The sequence below is a fragment of the Oceanirhabdus seepicola genome (genome assembly GCF_023684385.1).
In the GTDB taxonomy this organism is placed as follows: Bacteria; Bacillota; Clostridia; order Clostridiales; family Clostridiaceae; genus Oceanirhabdus; species Oceanirhabdus seepicola.
The window spans coordinates 435,683-454,611 of the sequence record NZ_JAGSOJ010000004.1; the positions used below are offsets into that span (position 1 = coordinate 435,683).

The 18,929-nt window shown below is 30.3% G+C and carries 21 protein-coding genes and 2 riboswitches; all 21 genes read right to left on the bottom strand.

What is annotated here, in order from left to right; translation table 11 throughout:
• Positions 1 to 182: 182 nt before the first annotated feature.
• The 21 genes from KDK92_RS19035 to KDK92_RS19135 all read right to left on the bottom strand — a co-directional run bounded on the left by KDK92_RS19035 (position 183) and on the right by KDK92_RS19135 (position 18,918).
• A complete protein-coding gene (locus tag KDK92_RS19035; protein WP_250860977.1) occupies positions 183 to 1,154 on the bottom strand; it encodes a DUF4367 domain-containing protein in 972 nt (323 codons plus the stop codon).
• Positions 1,151 to 1,702, bottom strand: a complete 552-nt coding sequence (locus KDK92_RS19040; RefSeq protein WP_250860978.1) for a sigma-70 family RNA polymerase sigma factor — start codon at positions 1,700 to 1,702, stop codon at positions 1,151 to 1,153. Before KDK92_RS19040 ends, KDK92_RS19035 begins: the two co-directional genes overlap by 4 nt.
• A gap of 208 nt (positions 1,703 to 1,910) precedes the next feature.
• Complete coding sequence (locus tag KDK92_RS19045; RefSeq protein ID WP_250860979.1) at positions 1,911 to 2,912, bottom strand: methyltransferase domain-containing protein; 1,002 nt, start codon at positions 2,910 to 2,912, stop codon at positions 1,911 to 1,913.
• Positions 2,913 to 3,044: 132 nt separating this feature from the next.
• The gene (locus KDK92_RS19050) at positions 3,045 to 3,593 is read right to left on the bottom strand and encodes an HD domain-containing protein (RefSeq protein ID WP_250860980.1); all 549 of its coding nucleotides are present in this window, start codon (positions 3,591 to 3,593) and stop codon (positions 3,045 to 3,047) included.
• A gap of 69 nt (positions 3,594 to 3,662) precedes the next feature.
• A riboswitch (purine riboswitch) is annotated at positions 3,663 to 3,762 on the bottom strand.
• A 66-nt stretch (positions 3,763 to 3,828) separates the two neighbouring features.
• Entirely contained in the window at positions 3,829 to 4,719 is an 891-nt protein-coding gene (locus tag KDK92_RS19055) for an ornithine carbamoyltransferase (RefSeq protein ID WP_250860981.1), read from the bottom strand.
• Positions 4,720 to 4,742: 23 nt separating this feature from the next.
• A complete protein-coding gene (locus tag KDK92_RS19060; RefSeq protein WP_250860982.1) occupies positions 4,743 to 5,168 on the bottom strand; it encodes a GNAT family N-acetyltransferase in 426 nt (141 codons plus the stop codon).
• A gap of 34 nt (positions 5,169 to 5,202) precedes the next feature.
• On the bottom strand, positions 5,203 to 5,970 hold the full coding sequence (locus tag KDK92_RS19065) for a GNAT family N-acetyltransferase (protein ID WP_250860983.1): 768 nt from the start codon (positions 5,968 to 5,970) through the stop codon (positions 5,203 to 5,205).
• The gene (locus KDK92_RS19070; protein WP_250860984.1) at positions 5,967 to 6,884 is read right to left on the bottom strand and encodes an ArsR/SmtB family transcription factor; all 918 of its coding nucleotides are present in this window, start codon (positions 6,882 to 6,884) and stop codon (positions 5,967 to 5,969) included. Before KDK92_RS19070 ends, KDK92_RS19065 begins: the two co-directional genes overlap by 4 nt.
• Positions 6,885 to 7,060: 176 nt before the next feature.
• Entirely contained in the window at positions 7,061 to 8,191 is a 1,131-nt protein-coding gene (locus KDK92_RS19075) for a PucR family transcriptional regulator (RefSeq protein ID WP_250860985.1), read from the bottom strand.
• A gap of 61 nt (positions 8,192 to 8,252) precedes the next feature.
• Positions 8,253 to 9,518 carry a radical SAM protein gene (locus tag KDK92_RS19080; protein WP_250860986.1) on the bottom strand — a complete coding sequence of 422 codons (1,266 nt, stop codon included), beginning with the start codon at positions 9,516 to 9,518 and terminating at the stop codon, positions 8,253 to 8,255.
• The gene (locus KDK92_RS19085) at positions 9,511 to 10,401 is read right to left on the bottom strand and encodes a class I SAM-dependent DNA methyltransferase (protein ID WP_250860987.1); all 891 of its coding nucleotides are present in this window, start codon (positions 10,399 to 10,401) and stop codon (positions 9,511 to 9,513) included. The genes KDK92_RS19080 and KDK92_RS19085 overlap by 8 nt, the downstream gene beginning before the upstream one ends.
• Positions 10,398 to 10,988: a class I SAM-dependent methyltransferase gene (locus KDK92_RS19090; protein WP_250860988.1), complete on the bottom strand. Its 591-nt coding sequence runs from the start codon at positions 10,986 to 10,988 to the stop codon at positions 10,398 to 10,400. The genes KDK92_RS19085 and KDK92_RS19090 overlap by 4 nt, the downstream gene beginning before the upstream one ends.
• Before the next feature lie 390 nt (positions 10,989 to 11,378).
• Positions 11,379 to 11,699, bottom strand: a complete 321-nt coding sequence (locus tag KDK92_RS19095) for a CGGC domain-containing protein (protein ID WP_250860989.1) — start codon at positions 11,697 to 11,699, stop codon at positions 11,379 to 11,381.
• A 14-nt stretch (positions 11,700 to 11,713) separates the two neighbouring features.
• Positions 11,714 to 12,490 carry an ABC transporter ATP-binding protein gene (locus KDK92_RS19100; RefSeq protein ID WP_250860990.1) on the bottom strand — a complete coding sequence of 259 codons (777 nt, stop codon included), beginning with the start codon at positions 12,488 to 12,490 and terminating at the stop codon, positions 11,714 to 11,716.
• Positions 12,490 to 13,578 (bottom strand): FecCD family ABC transporter permease, encoded by a 1,089-nt coding sequence (locus tag KDK92_RS19105; protein WP_250860991.1) that lies wholly within the window; start codon positions 13,576 to 13,578, stop codon positions 12,490 to 12,492. The genes KDK92_RS19100 and KDK92_RS19105 overlap by 1 nt, the downstream gene beginning before the upstream one ends.
• Positions 13,579 to 13,580: 2 nt before the next feature.
• On the bottom strand, positions 13,581 to 14,642 hold the full coding sequence (locus tag KDK92_RS19110) for an ABC transporter substrate-binding protein (RefSeq protein WP_250860992.1): 1,062 nt from the start codon (positions 14,640 to 14,642) through the stop codon (positions 13,581 to 13,583).
• Between the two features lie 234 nt (positions 14,643 to 14,876).
• Positions 14,877 to 15,055, bottom strand: a riboswitch (cobalamin riboswitch).
• 158 nt (positions 15,056 to 15,213) lie between these two features.
• The gene (locus KDK92_RS19115; RefSeq protein ID WP_250860993.1) at positions 15,214 to 16,029 is read right to left on the bottom strand and encodes a sugar nucleotide-binding protein; all 816 of its coding nucleotides are present in this window, start codon (positions 16,027 to 16,029) and stop codon (positions 15,214 to 15,216) included.
• 5 nt (positions 16,030 to 16,034) lie between these two features.
• Positions 16,035 to 16,751, bottom strand: a complete 717-nt coding sequence (locus KDK92_RS19120; RefSeq protein ID WP_250860994.1) for a permease — start codon at positions 16,749 to 16,751, stop codon at positions 16,035 to 16,037.
• Positions 16,748 to 17,227: a permease gene (locus tag KDK92_RS19125; RefSeq protein WP_276576048.1), complete on the bottom strand. Its 480-nt coding sequence runs from the start codon at positions 17,225 to 17,227 to the stop codon at positions 16,748 to 16,750. The genes KDK92_RS19120 and KDK92_RS19125 overlap by 4 nt, the downstream gene beginning before the upstream one ends.
• 262 nt (positions 17,228 to 17,489) lie before the next feature.
• Complete coding sequence (locus KDK92_RS19130; protein ID WP_250860995.1) at positions 17,490 to 18,170, bottom strand: Crp/Fnr family transcriptional regulator; 681 nt, start codon at positions 18,168 to 18,170, stop codon at positions 17,490 to 17,492.
• Between the two features lie 424 nt (positions 18,171 to 18,594).
• The gene (locus KDK92_RS19135) at positions 18,595 to 18,918 is read right to left on the bottom strand and encodes a cupin domain-containing protein (protein ID WP_250860996.1); all 324 of its coding nucleotides are present in this window, start codon (positions 18,916 to 18,918) and stop codon (positions 18,595 to 18,597) included.
• Positions 18,919 to 18,929: the final 11 nt, after the last annotated feature.

The window sequence follows — 18,929 nt, forward strand, 5'->3', positions numbered from 1 at the left end:
TAATCTAAATCTCTTCATATATCCCTCTCCCCTCTGAAATTTATTATCCCCAATAGTTAGTTCTATAGTAACTAGATACGATTTTCTGATATGAATATTATACCAAAATAATTCCAATTTTTCTATGTAACCTAATATCAAAAGGACTAGCAAATAGCTAGTCCTTTTGATATTAGGTTACTCTACTTAATAGATTCTGCAATTTTTATCAATTCATCTTTTGCAAATAATCTCCTACTGTCTAATCTATAAATCACACCATTTGCATCCATGTCAATACATCTGTCAGATGATAATACTGCTTTTACCCCATTAATTTCAATTTCTTCTATTTCACCATCTGTTGCTGTTGTTACACCATTTTCTTCACTAGAAAATGTCTGATAACAAATAAAAGATTTACCTGTTTCTTTATTTGTAAAATATATATCTATATATTTTGAATCTTTAACATCGCCATTTTCATCTTTGTTAAATTCAGCTCTATCAAATTCAAATCCCTCTGGTAAATATGTTGGAATTCCAACATTAAAGCAAGTATAATCATTCAATTTATCTACTTCACTAACCACCAATAGTTTTTCTTGTCTATATAATCTATCCATTTCTTCAGTAATTACCTTTCCATGTGATAATCTAACTATTTTCTCTCCATCTTTTGTGAACATTCCGCCTTTATAACCCTCTGGAATAATGTCTAAAGAATTTCCGTCTTTATCAAATATTTTTCCTTTATATATGTCAGGTATAGCGTTTACTTCCTCTTCAGGTTCTTCAATTTGTATAGAAGTTACATTTCCTATTGTTATCTTGTTTATGATTTTCTCAACTATTTCCTGTGCAAAACTTGTTTGCATTAAAGATACTCCCAATATACATGTTGCTGCAAACAATGCAATTGCAACCTTAATTCTTTTAATTCCACTTGTTTTTTTCATAATATTATCTCCTTTATATTGGTTAATATTTTTATATACTTTATTAAACACAGCTTCTTTATTACTATCTTTACTAAAATCTTTATCTGCAAGAGCTTTCCCTAATTCTAATAGTTCATCATACTCCTCAAACTCTGATTTATTTTTATTTTCTATACCTTTAAAGTACCCATCCATCTCTATTGAAAACTTATCTTCTATTGTCCTTTTGCTCATAGCTCTCCCTCTCTTTCTATCTCCTTCTTCAACTTTTTCATTGTCCGATAGATTATTACCCCAACATTACTTTCAGTAATACCTAGTATTTTTGCAATTTCATTATTCTTAAGATTCGAACCAAATTTAAGGGCAATAATATTTCTATCTCTTGAATTTAATATTCTTAGGGCTCTTAAAAGTTTATCATTTGTTTCTGCTGTTACCACAAAATCTTCTGGAGTCTTTTCTCTGGATACTAATTCCTTAATTGTATCTAGAGAAAATAATTTTTGCTTTTTTTGTTTCCTAAAATAATCATTTACAGTGTTTCTAGCTATAGCAAATAACCAAACTTCAAATGGTGATTTATCTTGAGAATATGTACCTATCTTAAGTACTATCTTCTCGAAAACTTGACTTGTTAAATCTTCTGATGTATAGTGACAACTAACTCTATAGAATATATAGTTATATACCCTTTCATAATAAGCTTCAAAGATATAGGTTAATTCCTTTTCTTCAATTTCTTTATCATTTAAATGATTAAGTAAAGTAAGTTGCTGCATTTTCCACTCTCTCCTTTCCTTTACTTTTACGCTTAGCTAAGCATTTACATATGTTAATACGCAAAACTTTTTATTTCATTACATATATTCTAAATTTTACATAAAACAATCACATTATCAAATAAATATAAACTATTGTTTGATAAAACTATACCTGTATGAAATAAAAAAAGAACCAGAATTAATCTGATTCTTGACTTTATATATATTATTTACTAGCTACTATTACACAAAATTCAACCTTAGTATCCTGAATTGGGAATCCATCAATCTGACCACCATCTAATATTTTTCCTGTAGGTGTTGGCTTTATTTCAGCCATGAATGAATTTTGAATTTCACTGTTCCAACTGTTTCTTTTAAATGTATCCTTTGCACGCTCTTTAGTTGCATAATCTAGTCCACCATAGTTTTCAAATAATTCTATATGAACCTTATCATTTTCATCTATTAAATGCATTATAGACATGAATTTTCCTTTAGTTATTCTGTTCATCTCATCAATAACATTCCCTGGATCCTCAATATTTTGTATCCCCACATTACTAGTCATTATTTGGATTGAATTATTTTTAAAAGGAGTTTTTCTAGCATCAAAGGCAATTAAACTCAATTTCTCATATAATCCTTTAAACTTAAAGTATTCCCTATTTCTCTCTAGAATTATAGGACTAAAATCAGTGGCAATAATGTAATTGTTAGTATCTTGTAACATTGCTTCTACTAGATACCCTTTACCACTGGCTATATCTACAATAGTATCATTATCATTTTCAATATTCTTAATTACGAACTCTTTCTGACTCTTCAATCCATTAATAGAATCTTGTGTGTATATCTTTTCATGTGTCCTTTTATACATCCTTGAACTTTCTTCATAGTTTCCCTTCATGTCAAGGTATGATGCCTTAAACCAGTAATCAGCTCCATTTAACTCTTCTTCTGGTGTCGTCATCAACTCTTTATATATTTCTGGATTCTCTTTAAAATGTTTCTCCAAACCACTTTCACCTTTTTCCCATAGGTCATTCCTAGGTAAATCCGGTGTTAAAAACACTGCAATTTCATCCCTTACCTCATAATCAGCCTTACATTTCGAACAAATTATCTCTGCATTTATTACTCTATCACCTTTTTGTTCTTTAATTTCCCAAATTAAATCACCATGACACACTGGACATTCAAGCATATTAATATGTTGTTTATGCATTATGCATTCCCCCCTCTTAAGTAATTTATAACTCGTACCCATTTTATTCTATAATTTAGTATTTCTATATATTACATTTAATTCCTTTAGATTTTGATAAATTTCCTTCTAAAAAGTCCCACTTGACTTATTCTATGATAACTTATCCATTAATAAATTAACCATATTTACGAACTCCCCTCTCACTTCTCTCATATCCCTATAAGAAAGATCATATTTCTTTTTAAGATTAAAATCATAAACTCTATCTTTTTCTAATAGTTCTTTTAATTCATAATTTAGCATTGAATCATCAATCTCTTTCACTATTTCTTCTTCTTCATTTGATAAATCTCCTATTTCATAAAAATCAAATATAAAGTTTTGTAACTTATCTTCAATCCTTCTATATTCATCTAATAACCTTTTAACAGGTCTTGTTATATCCGATATATATGCCTCAGAGGCATCATGAAGTAAGCATGCAAGCTGTATCCTATGTGATTTCCCTTTAAGTTCAGCTTCCTTAGCACAGTTTATTGAGTGTTGAGCTACACTATAAAAATATTCATAGTGACCATTTCCTCTACACATCATGGATAATGCATGTGCAATATCCATTGTCTTGATTTCTTCTTTTCTTGGGTCTAGTGGCCAAAATTTAATGTTAGAATATGTAGAAATATAACTTCCTTTTCTCATTGTAAGAACTCCTTTCAAGTTTAAAAATTATTTTTTATAAAATAAAAGTCCTGCCCACAAAGAAAGCGTACACTAATACACTCTCTTCGTAAGCAGGAATTATTGGTCCCCGGTAGATACCCCCAAACCATATTATTGGGGTTATACGAAGTGCTCTATATTTTCATGCTAAATTGTTCATAATTTATTACCCTAATATTATCATATTCAGCTGTTCTGTCAAGTCACTAGATTTTTACATTTTTAATATTCCCAAAATTGCCTTTTGCATATGAAGTAAGTTTTCTTTTCCCTTGTAACCTATAAATCTATCTGAATTAATTATTTCCTCACTTACTTCCTTTCCCCTAGTAAAAGGAGGACATGGATTAACAATATACCCTGCGTTGCAACTCTTTAATTTATCCAATGTTAATTGATATGGTAAAAATATTTCTGGTACACTCTTACCATTCTCTGATAGTGGCCATCCATCAGTAAGGATTATATCAGCCTTCTTTATCCCTTTTTCAAAATCATTTGTAACTACTATTTCCCCTTTTGAGTTATCTCTTGCATATCTAAAAAGTTCATTTGATATTTCATATCCTGTAGGACATATTTGTGTTAAATTTAAATCTAATTTTGCTGCTGCCTCAAACCAAGTATTACTTATATTTGCCCCCTCTCCTACAAACACAATCTTTTGATCTTCCAATCTTCCTTTCATCTCATTCAATGTCATTAGATCACTCAAAATCTCACAAGGATGACTTTTTCTACTCATAGCATTTACCACATGAAACTCCACTTTATCAGATATTTCTCTAATTATTTTCTCTTTCTTATATCTAATAACTAAATAATCTATCCAACAGTTCAAATAACCTACTTTATCTTCTAAAGGCTCTTTTGCTTCAAAATCAATTTCCATATTTATAGCATTGGCACCTAACTGAAATATCCCCGTTTCAAAGGATATTCTGGTTCTTAAACTAGTTGATGGAAATGATGTAATAACAGTCTTACCCTTTAAAGGTTTAAACTCTTCCCCCATTCTTTGCCTTTCTTTCACAGAGTAAGCAAATTTCATAAGTTCATCAATCTCTGCTCTCTCCATATCCCTTAGTGATATTAAATGTCTCATTTTAATTCCCCCCCTTAGTCAACCTAAATGTTTTTAGAATAAATCAATAAGTCAGAGCGTTTTTTCCAACCTATCTTATTCCAAAAAGCATTACCTAACTCATTATCATAAAACACAAAAAGATGGCATTTATTTATACCCTCATCCTTAAGTGCTTCAAGTGCTTTTTCAACAAGAATTTTGCCTATATTTTGGCTGCGATATTCAGGTAATACACATGTATGATGTATATATCCACGCCTTCCATCATGTCCACAAAGGATTGTTCCAACTATTTTATTATCGTCATAGTATACAAATGATGAGTTTGGATTACGTTCTAGATATCTTGTAATGGATTCTTCAGAATCAGCATCACTAATCCCAATCCCAGGAATATCATTCCATATATCATAAATTTCAGCATAACTTTTTATAGTCATCGTCTCTAAATGTAACTCCTTATTCATAGTATCAATTCCTCTCTGTAAATATGTTGGAAAGTTAAATATCGTACAATTCTTTATTTAAAAGCTTTCTCACCCTATACCAATAACTATATTGCTTTTCATACCCCAATTTATTATATAGATTTTTCGCTTTCTCATTCTCATCAACAACCTGAAGATAAGAATGTGTACAACCATCCTTTAAAGCCTCATATATAAGATTATTCATAATCTTTGTTCCCAAGCCCTTTCTTCTTTTATCATCATGAACATATATATCATACATGCCTACATATCCTTGTTCAGCTACTCCCATTCCAACAGCTATTATTTCTCCATTTTCAACTATAGCTCCATAATATACATCAGGTATTATCCTCTGTAGCATCTTTTGTAAAACGGAAGCATTTTGTGAACTTATTTTATTTATTTGAGTAAATGCCACTAACCAATCATTTCTTAATTCTCTATATACCACAAACCCTTGTTTCTCTTCCTTGCTTATTTTAAAGTCGGCTATCTCTTTCAACATTATATTTGTCTTTGCAACATACTCATATCCTCTTTCACTGAGCATCACATCAATCTCATTATTATCTTCTTTTTCAGTAAGTTTGAACACTGTATCTAAATTATTTCTTTTGTACATCTCCTCACATATTTCTATATTTTTCAGTACATCTATACTACATTCGTATATTAGATTAACAGAATTAGCTCTTTTGGCGTAACCATCTGAAAATCTAAGTACCCATCCATTAAGTAAAACTGTAGATAGAGCTGGAAAAGCATTCATTGAAAATTCTTCAATTTTTTTTATCATGATTTATCCTCCTTAAAGATATAGTTATATATACTTTCCATAGATTTTTTTATCTCATTTTCATTTATTCCATAATATATTGAATTACCTTCTTGCCTTTGAATATCTACAAATCCAACATCCTTAAATACTTTGAAATGCCTTGAAACTGTAGAAGCATTTATCTTCATTTTATCTGCCATATCATTTACACTTAAAGCTGATTGAGTTAGTGTTCTCAACATTTTAAGTCTTGTCTTATCATTAAAGGCTAAAGTTCTTAATAGCAACATATCTGATGGTTCTTGAAGAGTCATTGGTTTACTATCAAGTGCTACAAAGAACAAGAAGGTTTTTTCACTATACCAGAATGCTACATTCCTACTTGAAAATATTGATGGCATAACAATTATATTTTCTATATCATCTACATGAACCTTAAATTCAGGTTTTATATTGAATTTTATTATGTTATTTTCTTCTCTCTCAATCCTATCTGATAATCCAAGAATATAATCCAGTAATTCCTCTTTTGTTTCTCTTTTTGAAATTTCCATAGCCTTTGAACTTATTTGTTTTGAATATTTCGACATTTCAACAAAGCAATGATTATACCATATATCAGACAACATCTCAGACATATAATTTTTAGCATTCAGCCCAAAAATGTATTCTGGATTTTTAGATACTTTTATAAACATCTCTTCTGGCGAAGTTATCCCCTCCATGGTCATATCTATCATTTTCTTTATAACATCTAACCAATCATGTGTGGATGCTGCAATTGTATTTATCTTATCTTTTTCTTCTTTTGAAAGCCTTGAATCTAGCCATTCCAAAGATATACAAAACGGCTTAAATCTCTCTACACTATATATTTGTCTTATGGCTAAAGCCATATCAAGCATAGGATAATACCCTATTTTAATCTTCATCTATATCACTTCCTCATGAGAATTTCATTTGTGTATTTGTGCATCTATGCAAATTTTATTATATTTTCTATTTATTGTCAATATTAAATTTGATTGTTTTTAGAATTTTCTGATAACTAAAAAGAACTGAGCAATATTGCTCAATTCCAAAAGTTATTCCAAAGGAGTTTTATTTTTTACATACATCCCTTTATAAGTTTATGGATTCTAATTGCTAATGCTAGTTCTTCATATCCAATATCCTTACCTATATTATCAGAAATCATTTGATATATCTTCTGTATTCTATATCGTATTGTATTATCATGTTGATTAATATCCCTTGCCGTTGCTTTCATATTACCTCTATTATTAACATACACAGTAGCTGTCTCCAATAAATCTGTATTATTTTCTTCATCATATTTCTTAATTGATGAAATATGAGTATTATAATACTTTTTCACCCACACATTATCTAAAAGAGGTAATAGTAACATATCTGTTCCTAGTTGTTCAAAAAAAACTAACTGTTGATTATTAATCCTTCCATAATCATACCCATACATGCTCTCTTTTATTGCATAAGATAGTCTTCCTAACTGATCATTTATAGTACTTACACCAATTATATATCTTTCATCATACCCTAATTCTTTAAGAAATATTTTCATTGAATCCATAGTTCTGTTTTCACTTGAATCAAATGTATATATAATTAATGTTCCTTCTCTGAATGGAATAACCTTATGCTGCTTATCACAGTTAAATATTTTAAATCCATTTCCAAACTCTTCCTCTGCTAATCTACAATACATAGCAATGGTCTTTTCTTTGAAATAGGGATTTATTTCATTAGCTATTTGAGTTATTAATAAAGCCTCTTCTTCATTTAACAAAATTTCTTCTATCTTAGATTCTATTCTCTTATTAATAGTATCTATCTTAATTTTATTTGCAATATCTAATATAATGTCTTCCATATAAACTTCACTGTATATAAATATAGGAAACCCCTTTCTGTCTGCTAACTCCTTCACATTATGCTTAATTGAATCAAAATAAATATCCTTTATGGCAAGTCCACTAGCCTTTACATCTATTAATCTTTCTACTATATCATATAATCCTTCTGGATGATCTTTCACTAAAAGTAAGGTAGTAAGAATAAACTCTCCCTCAGTAAAGCTAGATGTAATAACATCTTCTGCTTCATGATCCAGTATTCCTACCTTAGAAATTTTATTTCCTATTCCAACTATACCAGCCTCTACTCTAAACTCTCTATACAATTTATCTGTCAATATATCCCTAATCCTAATTGCCATTCCCTCATCTCCTTATACTAATTATACTAGAAATTAATTATGGAGAATATATGAGTCTTTATTATTTCTGCATATTACTATAAAACTCTGGGTATTCACTAACTTGACACTCTCTACATATACTCATGGATTTCTCTTTATCTAATGGTAATGAATGTGCTATTTTTTTTAATCTAGGATTTATCTCCATGGCAAAACATCTTCCTTTAGGTATTCCAATTACCTCATTCATCTCCTTCCAGAGGAATTCTACTGACTGCTCACCCACATTTCCAAAATCCATTGGTACAAAATCGCAAGGATATAAATCTCCCTGTGCAGTTATATATGAATGTTGGGTTCCCGCACCACATCCATAACGTTCTTTACTTTCTGTATATGCAAATGTGGTTATCTTAGGAAATCTTCCGCACTTATTTGCTTTTAACCCTATTTCAATTAGCCTTTTTCTTGCTTCTGATGAGTAAAAAACACCTTTTTCCTGTGCTTTATTCATCAACTCTCCACTCATTATAGGTTCAAGAATTTTAACCTCATGTACTCTCATTTTCTTAGCCAATTCAAATAATTGAAAGAGCTTACTTTCATCTAAATCTCTTTCAAGCACAACGGTTTGAATAATGGTATAAAGCCCTGCATCTTTAGAATTTTTTATCCCCTCTATAGCATAATTATATGCCTCTGCATATCCCCTTGTTGTATTATGCTTTACTGGATCAACAGTATCGAGGCTTATTCCTACCCCAAATAATCCTCGCTTCTTCAATTTCTTAGCCTTTTCCAATGTTAATCCCTTTCCAGTTGTAAACAATACAACTGAAGAACGCTGATCAAAGGCTCCTATTAACTCTTCAATATCTTCTCTAAGCAAAGGTTCTCCCCCTGTTACTCCTATAACAGATGTCCCCATATCTTGAAGTTCTTTAAATACCTTTTTCCACTGCTCTGTAGTTAGCTCATTACCATTCCCACGCCCTCTAGCACTACAGTAACTGCAATTATACATACAACGATGAGTAACTGCCACATGGAATGATATAGGAGCTCTTCTCTTTGAATATATCTGCTCTGTATATATCTTATATTGATCATGAACAGCCTTTATATGATTATCAAATGCTTCAGATGGAAAAGGCGGCATAAAAGTGCAAATAACATACTTCCCATCGTGATATACAATCTTCTCCCCTTTCAATATCTCAAGAGCCATCTTAATCCCTTTTTTCATAGAATAACTCTGGTCTCTCTTCATGAGTTTATGATATGACCACAACCTCTTTATAACTTTTGGATTTGTTACCATTCTTAAAATCATCCTCTTATTCACAGCTTATCCCTCCTTCTTTTCTAAAAATCCCATAAACAAATTTATGATTCACTTCGAACCCTCTACTAGTTTTATGACTCTTCCTAAATTCTTCTATCAACAAATCTTCAGCCTCTCTCACATCATAAAATACTTTGTCTACTCCAGCCAACACCCCTGTGTCTCTTAACCACTGGTACAGCTTTTCTGGGGATTTATAACATACCCACTCTTCCCCTTCACCTATATGTATACTCTTAAACCCTCTCTTTTTAAACCATCTTCCTAAATGTTTTTCATCCTTTGGAAGCCTTACTTTTGCCTCCATAGGCTTTGATACCATATGAATATTATTCATCATCACCTCTAAAATTGTCTTCTCTACACCTACCAAAGTCCCTTTACAATTTGATATTGTAATAAAATATCCTCCTGGTTTTAAGACTTTGTAAGCAACCTCTATCAATCTTTTCTGTTCAAGATATGGCAGGGCCCATCCAAGGTATATACCATCCACATGTTCGCCCTTATGACTCATATCCTCAAGATATTTTATAGCATCTTCTTGAATGAAATTTACTCTATCACTTTTCATTTCATGGCATTTTTTTATCATCATTTCTGATATATCAATTCCTATGAGCTCTCCCTCATATCCCTGTGAGAGTAGCTCACGGCTAATAAACCCTGTTCCACAGGCTAGATCAATCACCCTAGCTTCTTTGCTAAAGAACTCTGTTTTAATAAGAGGTTTAACGTGTTTACCCATTATACCTACCCATTTCTCATATGTGCTAGCTACCTCATCATAACTTTTACCATACTCCTCATTTGTAACTGTATCTTTTTTCACCATGCAAGCTATGAACTTGGCATATAGACTTATATAGTTAAATAATTTCATTCACATTCTCCTAAAAGCATATAATAATATCCTTTATGATTAATCTCTTTTATTTTAAAATTACTCTTTTCTAGAAGCTCACTCGTTTCCTCAATTGTTCTATAATACAATTTACCAAAAAGGCATGTCTCAAACATCCCTAATAATTTAGTTTTTAAATATTTTCTATGAAAATCATGTACCACAATACGACCACTAGGTTTTAAAACCCTGTAACACTCTTTCATTAAAGTATCTTGATCTTTAATATGATGAAGAACGTCTGAAAGGATTATTGCATCAAAATAATCATCCTCATAAGGGATATTTAAAGCATCACCAATTACTTTTATCAGCTTTTTACAATCAGGTGCATGAGATAACATTTCATTACTTTCATCTAACAGATGTATCTCCTCACAACTGTTCATCAATTGTGCTGCAATATAGCCTGTTCCTGCTCCAATATCTAATACTTTCTCTGTACTTTTTAACTTTGCTATTTCTTTTATTTCATCAACTCTATAAAACCCCATGTTATGCATAAACTCATCATAACGCTCATGTACATTACTAAAATCTTTCCTTTTCTTAAAAATAGCTACCACTTCCTTATTTCAATTTAATCCATAAATCTAAGTACCCATCTACCGTCTTTTTTCCATCCAACAAACATCCAACCATATTCACTATCCATATCTACTCTTATAGCAAAATAATCCTACACAATAATAACCCATGCTTTTTCACCCATTTCATAACTTCACCTCAAATTTCTATGATTAAATAATAATTTTATAAATTTTACAACCTTATGTGATTCATCACAAACAATATCTATATTTTGTCATTAAATAGTTATTTCTCCATTTAATAAGGTATAACCTTTATTATTTATTTCCTCATAATTATTTAAAATAAAAGTTATAACAAAAAAATAATGCTAATCCATGATATAACCTTGGATTAGCATTTTTCATATTGATTTATTTTTAATGTTAATGTGTTCCTTCAATTACATTAAAATTATTCCTTACTAGATAATCTTTAATTTCATCATATCTTTTACATTCAACTTTAATACACAATGCCATATGAACATTTTTTATATCTTTTGATTTTATTATTCCTACTTTTTCTTCTAAATCTTTATCTAATTCAGAATTACATCCGTTGCAGTGAAAAAAGGCTCCAATTTCTACGTCCTTGCCTTTGTATCTTTCAAAACTTTTTTCTTTTTTACTAAAAGCACTAAAACACATACACCCACCACATATTTTGGTTGTTTTTTCACAAACTATTATTCCTATTTTATCCATTTAAATTTTTCCCCTTAATTACTTTTATAATTTGGCCTATATATAATATTTAATTCTCCGGTTTCTTCATCTAAATTAACCTTTGCATCTACTTCATAAACATCTTTTATTAGTTTTTCTGTAAGAACTTCTTGTGGTGTTCCATATGCAACGATTTTTCCATTTTTCATAACATATATTTTATCACAATACATAGCAGCAATATTTAAGTCATGTATAGCAGATACTACTTCTATATTAAGACTTTTTACTATATCAAGAAGTTGTAATTGATACTTAATATCTAGATGATTTGTTGGTTCATCTAGAATAAGTGATTCTGTTTCTTGTGCTAAAGCTCGTGCTAAGATTATACGCTGCTGCTCTCCTCCTGATAAACTATTGAAGTTTCTTTTTGCAAAGTCAATCATTCCTACTTTTTCTAATGCATTGTACATAATCTTATAATCTTCTTCATTATCTCTCTCTAAAGCTCTTTTATGGGGTGTTCTTCCCATTAGCACCATATCCTGAACAGAAAAATCAAAATTATGATAATTATGCTGTGCAACTACCCCCATTTTTTTCGCTGTCTCTTTCATGGTTAATTCATGTATGCTCTTGCTATCAATTTTAACTATTCCACTTGAGGGTTTTAATATTCGATATATACATTTTAATAATGTACTTTTCCCACTACCATTAGGACCTATTATCCCTATGAATTGCTTATTGGATATATTTATGTCTATTCCCTTTAAAATCTGATTTTCACCAAAGTATATCTCAATATCATTTGTAGTTATCTCCATTAGCTATTTCCTCCAAATCCATAAGTCTTTTTAATCATCAACCAAATAAAGCATGGTGCTCCAATCATTGATATTAAGATACCTATAGGCAATTCGGTGTTTGGTATTATTGATCTAGCTAATACATCAGCCCATATAAGAAATATAGATCCAACCAAAGCTGCTATAGGGATTATTTTTTTATGATCTGTTCCAAATAACATACGAACTAAGTGTGGAATAATTAATCCTACAAACCCAATCATTCCTGATGAATATACAACTAACCCAATTATTAACGAAGTTATTGTTAAATAAACTAACCTATACTTATGTAAATTTTTACCTAATGTTATTGATACTTCGTCTCCAAGTAGCATTAGATTGAGAGTTCTGTATTGAGTTAAAAAGAAAATTGTTCCTATTATGGTTATAGGCAAAATAAATATTATACTCGACCATTCTGCCCCAGCAAGACTTCCCATTAACCAATAAGTTATACTTTGCATACCTTCTTTATCATTTGCATAGTAAACTATGAAACTTGAAAAGGCAGAACATACTGAACTTATTGCCATACCTGCTAATAGTAATTTTACTGAATTTGCCTTTCCACCAATATTTGCAATGATTAAAACCAGCATAGATACAGCAGCTGATCCAATAAATGCACATACCCCCACATAATTACTTCCAAAAATAGTTCCTATACCTAGCATTATAGCTAATGTTGCTCCAAGCGATGCTCCTGAAGAAATTCCGAGTATATACGGATCTGCCAAAGGATTTTTTACTATCGCCTGCATAATAATACCTACAACAGATAAACCAATTCCTACAGCTATAGCAAGAATAACTCTTGGTAATCGAATTAACCAAATAACATCATGTACAGCACCACTGGATAAAGTTTCTGCGTTTCCTATACCAAATAATTTAAACACAATTATATCATAAGCACTTTTAATAGATATATCTGCTGGACCAATAGTAACCGCAATTAAAATTGAAAAAACTAAAATAATCAATAATAAAACTGAAACACCTATATACATAGGCGTTCCTTTAAATATTCCAGTTTGAACATCATCTTTAAGATTAATCTTCATTTTTATTTCTCCTCATAAAGATGTGGATATAATCCTTTTGCAAATTTGTTTATTCCATCAATTGTTCTAACCCCACTTGCATACATTTCTCCTAATTGGATTGCATGTACACTTTCTTCTTTTACAGCTTTCAAGCTAGCTAATGCGGGGTTATTCATGATTTTATTTACACTTTCAGTAGCTACATCTTCATTTTCTCTATCCATATAAACAACAAAAATAGTATTTGGGTTTAAGTTAACTAAACCTTCTTCACTTATTTTTCCGCCTTCTGGACTTAATACTTCAGCACCAAGTTGAGTTACCATATCTCCCCCAAGAGTAGTTTTACCATATGTTCTTATATAATCTTTATATATTTCCACTATTAAAGCAGTTTTTTGTTCTTCTTTTTCTACAGCTTTAGAAACTCGTTCTACTTCATTAGTAATTTCATCTACTATAGCTTGTGCTTTATCTTCAACATTAAATACTTTTCCCATGTTTAAAATATCTGTGTACTCATTATCTAAAGTTTTTATTGCTGCTGCACCACTATTTAATGACATGTATGTATTAACACCTTTATTATGCCAGTAATCAACATCACCTAATCTTTTGTCACTAAATATTGAATACCAGCTTAAGATGAAGTCAGGCTCTAACATAACAACTGTTTCTTTTGATGGTGTAAATTCAGTAAGGTAATTAACTCCTTCAAAAGCTTTTTTCCATTGTGGTTTTACTTCATGGTCTAATCCTGATGCTGCAACAATTTTATCTTCTAACCCTAAAGCTAATAAAGTTTCTATTGAGTTTTGATAAACTGCTACTACTTTTTCTGGTTCTTTTTCTACAGTAATCTCAACTGGCTCTTTTGAATAATTGTATGTAGTTATTGTAACTGGGTAGTGATTACTTTTAGCTGTTTCACTTTCATTGTTTGTTTCTTCTTTTGAATTATCTTTTTCAACAACTGTTGAATTTGTAGTGTTTTTTGTATCATTATTTTCATTCTTTTTCCCACAAGATGCTAGTCCAAAAACTAAAGAAAGTGCTAATACTATACTTATTGCTTTTTTCATTTTTTTCTCTCCTCAATATTTTTCAAATACCGAAATATAATTTTGTATTAACATATAGATTTGCCAAAAAAAATAGCGCATTAGCCAAATAAAACTAATGCACTATTATTAAACATGATTAAAGACAAATCACTTCAAAGATTTATCTTTTATGAAGTGGTATATCTATATAAAAACTCATGATAATTTCGTGTAAAAACATCTATGGAATATCTCTCTTTGGCTCGAAGAGTTCATGATATCTTAACACTGGCAGGTATCCTGGCTTATGTATCATCATATTAGTTCACCTTCCCGAGTATCCTCAGTGGTATATTGAACTAATACTCCTCAATTACAGTAGCGGCACTGCGTGGGATTCTAACCCAACTTCCCTATTAATGCTATATGCAACCGGTATTCTCCAAAACTTTATTTATTTTTAATCAATTACATTATATTGATATATATATTATAAGTCAATGTTTTTAATTAAATATTGTTGAATTTCCTTCTTAATATTTTTCTATGAAAATAACTAAACACCACTAATAAAGGTGATGTTTGGTTATAAATTATTTTAAATGTTAGGTTATTCACTTGCTAGATAACTAATGACATCTTCATTTGAAAGTTTAAGTTCTTCTGGTAAATCAGCACGGTTTGAAACAACAGCAAGATAATATTTTCCTTCTCCCGCTTTAATTCTCCTTAATTTCACATTTTTATATCCTAACTTACTAGTTAACTTTGACATAAAATCTATCTGATTCATAATATCATCAGTTGCCAAGTGAAATATTCCTCTTAAATCATTCTTGATAATATAATGAATTTGCTTGGCTAACATCACATCAGTAATCGAAGTCAGATATAGATTACTATATACCTCAAGTTCTAACCCTTTATTTAACCTATCCATCCATGAATTAAATCTTGGTGAATCCGTTCCAAGTATCATAGGCAATCTGAATATAACAACATCATCTGCTAGAATTCTTTTTAACTCTTCTTCGCAACTCACTTTATATTTACCGTAATCGCTTTCTGAGTTTGTCGGATTACCTTCGTAATAAGCTTTAGATGGATCTTTATCAAAAACATTAGCAGTTGAACAGAAATACATCTTACTATCATTCTTTTTGGAGTATTCAGCTACCACTTTATGTGTATCTAATTGTTTCTCAAAGTCTCCTCTTAAACAAGATATAATAATTTTCGGCTTAACATTATTCAATATATGCTTTATGCAACTTGGATCATTTAAATCTAATTTATATATCTTATCACTAAGTTTCTCTAATTTTCTTCTGTGATATGTCCCATAAACATCGTACTCATTCTCTAGTTCTCTTAATAATGCTTTCCCAACTAAACCACTTATGCCCAGTATCAGTATCTTTTCCATATCACTCAACTCCTTGTATTCTTTATTGCATTTAAAGGACAACACTCTTTAGATTTCTCTATTTCTTTTTCAAGTATTTCCTTATCAATACTTTCAATGTTAATAACTCCTTTTCCATCTTTCATACTATATAACTCTGGATATAATCTAGCACAGTTTCCGCACCCAATACAAATTAAATCATCAATCATAGGTATAGTATATTCTATAGAATTTGATTTAATATCCTCTTTTCTTATCCATGACTTCATGATTTTTGCCATTAATAATATAGCGATAATTGTGCATATCCACCTAATTCCCATATATTTTATTCCCATGAATTTAGCTTCATTAATTAACATTGGTACTTTCACCACTGCCCATGAACTTAGAATTATAATAATATTTTCAATACTGGCACCCTTATTTAAAAGGATTTTACACACTGGAAACGCAGCATATATAGGTCCTGCTGATAATGATCCTATTGCAAATGAAAGAACCTTCCCTTTAACTCCTGATCCATCTCCAAAGTTATTCATAATGACCTTAGTAGGTACCCAAGTTTGAATCAATGATATTAAAATAAAAATCGGTGGCATTATTTGAATCATTTCTATGAAAAAGTATTTACTCTGGCTTAATGCATTTACCCCTAAATCCATATTATATATAAATAATATAAGATAACTCAGTATCGCTATAAATAAAATTTTATTCTTTTTAATTACACTATTCATCCCATTATGCCTCCCACAACTATTGCTATTATCAGAGCAAAAATAAAACTCAGAAGATTCCTTTTAATTGCGAACTGTTTTCCAAAAGTCTCCTTTTCAAGAGGCAATGTAACAAATCCAACCATTGTCAATGTTGTTAAAAATGCTGTCAAAGTCGTAATTCCAGCTCCATTAGCTTTCAATGACCCTATTAAAGGAAATGCAACAAATGCAGGTATTAATGTTATTGTTCCCACTAATGCTGATACTATAGTAGCTATAAAGCTACTCCCACTCCCTATCATACTCTCAATCTTCTCAGGTGGTATTATTGCAAGTATTAATCCTATAAGCAGTAATACACCAACTATATCTGAAATCATACTTCCCATCATGCCTTTTGCTTTCTTCATAGAGCCTATAGTTTTTCCTTTATCTTTAAATAAAGATATTACTAATACGCTAATTGTTACTAAAAACAATAATATCGTAGTCATGTAAATTCCTCCATATTTCTAATCATTTATCTCTTATAGAAAGTATATCACTTGAAATAAAAAAACGCCGTAATAATAATTACCGCGTGAGCTAAAAATACTGATTATTGTCTTTATTCTGTTTTCAATCTTCAGAGTTTCAGACTGTTGAAAAAGTTCAAGATCAAGGAACTAGGCGAACGAGCAGCAGAGTGTACGTATTATGTACTCGAGCAGCGCAGAGTGCCGAGATTGGGCTTTTTCAACAGTCTGACCGCGTGAGCTATTCTCCTAATTCTTGTTTTAATAACTCTAGATTTTTTATATGAATCATATTATCTTTATATTCTATTAATCCTTCATTTTTCATATTTATCATTTCATTTGATAAAGCCGGTCTAGTTACACCGAATACCTCTGCCATTTCCTTTCTTGTAAGGGGAACTATTAACTTTAAAGATTTCTGTTTTTTATATTCTTTAAGTAGATAATCTGAAATTTTCTTTCTTATTGTGTCATACGAAATAAATTTCAATTTGTTACTTAAATAAACTGTCTGATTAGAAATCATTTTTATAAAATTAGTTAAGAATTGTCTACTACTTAAACATATATCTGCAATCTTATCTTGGGCAATATATAATATTTCCAAATCATTTTTAGCCACTATAGTACATGGATAATAATTATAATCTGAAAAAACACTGGCATGGCCAACCAATTCTCCTTTTGATAATTTCTTTACTTTAATTACTTTACCTGTTACATATACTTTTTCTACATATACTTCTCCTGATAAAATAATGCCTAATTCTTCAATTTCGTCACCTTCATAAGCAATTATTTGATTCCTTGAATATTTTTTAATTCTATAATCAATTGACTGGAATAAATCTTTAATATCTTTATGAGTAAATCCTATAAACAATTGGCTATTTTCTAATACTTTAAAAATTGATTCCATAATTTCATCTCCCTAACTCCCGTTTATAACATCCCCTACAGTTACATGTCCGTATATTTTAGAATATTGATTCACTTCTACATTTATTTTATCATAAAAAAGGCGCGTTGCACGCGCTTCGCTAGGGAAACCTATGTTTCCCTTCGACGCAACTATCGTTGCTGAGCACCTTTCTTAAACCGGCAGGGGAAATACTTCCCCTACAACCCCTTCATTTTTTTATTCTTTAGAAATTGAATTGGTACAATTTTACACAAACATGCAACCCGTTGATATAAGCAACATTGTATATGATAAATTCTTCAGAAAATTTTTCAATTTCCTAAAGAATAAAAAAATTTCTTTTCCTTGCATTCTTTATGACTAATTAATAAAACATCAACACATAACCTTATGTATTGATGCCTTATTTAACGTTTATTATCTATTTTTTAAAAAGAGCTGGTGCTGGCGATTTTATGACAATTAATTCAAGAACATCATCATGAAGATTCTTTACATTCATTTTTGTATTATAAGGAATTTTAAGTATATCTCCTTTTACATATTCATGAACATCTTGCTCATCTAGTTGTATTGACAATATACCTTTAATCACAGTCATATAAACATTAGAATTTGAATAATGTTCTGGTAATCCTTCTTCCTTATTAAAAATCATGTGAATGTAATTAATATTATCATCCATAATAATTTTTTCAACAGCTGTATCATTTTCTGTACTGTAATTAAATACTTGCTCTATCATAAGTTTTACCT